Here is a 1,674-nt window from a genome sequence, read left to right as displayed (position 1 = left end):
GAGCCGCTCTCTCCCACCAGGGCTATTTTTTCGCCGGGATTGATTGTTAAATTGATGTTTTTAAGCACCAACTGACGGGTACCGTATCTGAAATCAAGATTTGATATTTCAATCTTTTTATTTAATGAAACATCCTTGATTTTGCTTTCTTCGTTTTCTTTTTTCTCGGGCTCAAGGTCGAGTATTTCTCCGAGCCTGTCTGCGGCAACAATTGCGGTTTGCATTGTCGGCTGCAAGTTTATCAAATTTTTGACAGGGTCAAGAAAATATGCAAGCAGTGCGTTAAATGTGATAAGTTCACCTACCGTTAATTCGCCGTTTAAGATTTTAACCGTGCCGACCCATAAAATAACGGTTTCACCGATAACATAAACGGCGTTTGTAAGAGACTGCTGGCTGTTTGATAAAAATCCGCCCTTAAATATACTTTTTAGGAACTTTATGAATAATTTTTCTGTTTTGTACTCTGCCTTTTTCTCCGCATTAAAAGCCTTAACGGTTTCAATACCGTTCAAACTTTCAACCAAATAAGAAGTAACCTGTGAATTTTCCTCCATTTGCTTCTCATTTATCTTTTTTATCGGTTTATTATAGCAAAATACAATTATTCCGTACAACACAAGCAGTATTACCGAAATAGCAAAAAGCAACGCGTTCTGTGTATACAAAACGATTCCGCCTATAATTGCCATAATGGTATCAATCATAATTGTCAGCGTTGCACCGGAAATTGCGTCACGTATTTTTGACGCATCCATAAATCTTGAGATAATCTCGCCGACCTTTCGTGTTCCGAAAAAGTTCATCGGCAATGTCAGCACATGCTGATAATATCCCAATATTAACGGAATGTCCAACTTCTGGCTGAGATACAGCATAAGGTGGTTTCTGAAAAATTCCAAAAGTATCTTAAATACATATAAAAGTATAATCCCGATTGAAACTATATTTAATGTTTTTGAAAGCGAGTTTGGAACAATGTCATCCATAATAAAGCGAAAATAGAATGACGCAATTATTCCAAATGCGGTAACAAGCAGAGACGCCAAAAATATAGTCAGCAGCAGCTTTTTCTGAGGCAGCAAAAGCTTAAAGAATTTTGCGATTGTGCTTTCCTTTTGATTGCCCTTTTTAAACTCGACCGTCGGCACCATCAAAATCAAAACACCCGTCCAAATCTTAAAAAAGTCATCGGGCGTATATTTTACGATTCCTTTTGCCGGGTCGGCAATAATAACTTCTTTTTTTGTGATTTTATGTATAACAACGTAGTGCAGCAATTTACCGTCAATAATCACGTGAGCAATTGCGGGAAGCGGAAATTCCGAGAAAAAAGCCTCACGATTTCCCTTTACTCCCTTTGCGGTAAACCCAAGCTGTTCGGCGGCTTTGACCACTCCGTATGCATTGGTTCCTTGTTTATCTGTACCTGCAACCTCTCTTATTTTTGAGATTGACAAATTTAATCCGTATTGTTTTGAAATTGTGGCAAGGCACGCCGCACCGCAATCTGTTATATCGTGCTGTTTCACACAACAGTATTTCATGACCTAATCCCTCAACTCACGATTTATCATTGTTATTTATTGAATAAAAAATTATTCCTACTATTAAGCCTAATGAAATTCCCAACGAATTACCTATTACCAAACCTATACCAAGATTTTCTTTAAA

Annotated in this window: 1 protein-coding gene; it reads right to left on the bottom strand. The window is 37.6% G+C overall.

The genetic code is table 11. From position 1 onward, the window contains the following. On the bottom strand, nucleotides 1–1,547 hold a 1,547-nt coding region (locus tag BLP46_RS12740; protein WP_092979429.1), incomplete at its 3' end, for a peptidase domain-containing ABC transporter. Nucleotides 1,548–1,674 lie beyond the last annotated feature (127 nt).

It is taken from the genome of Ruminococcus sp. YE282, from assembly GCA_900101355.1.
Lineage (GTDB): Bacteria > Bacillota > Clostridia > Oscillospirales > Acutalibacteraceae > Ruminococcoides > Ruminococcoides bromii_A.
Note: the sequence above shows the minus strand (reverse complement) of the source record. Positions and strands in the feature narration are given on the sequence as shown.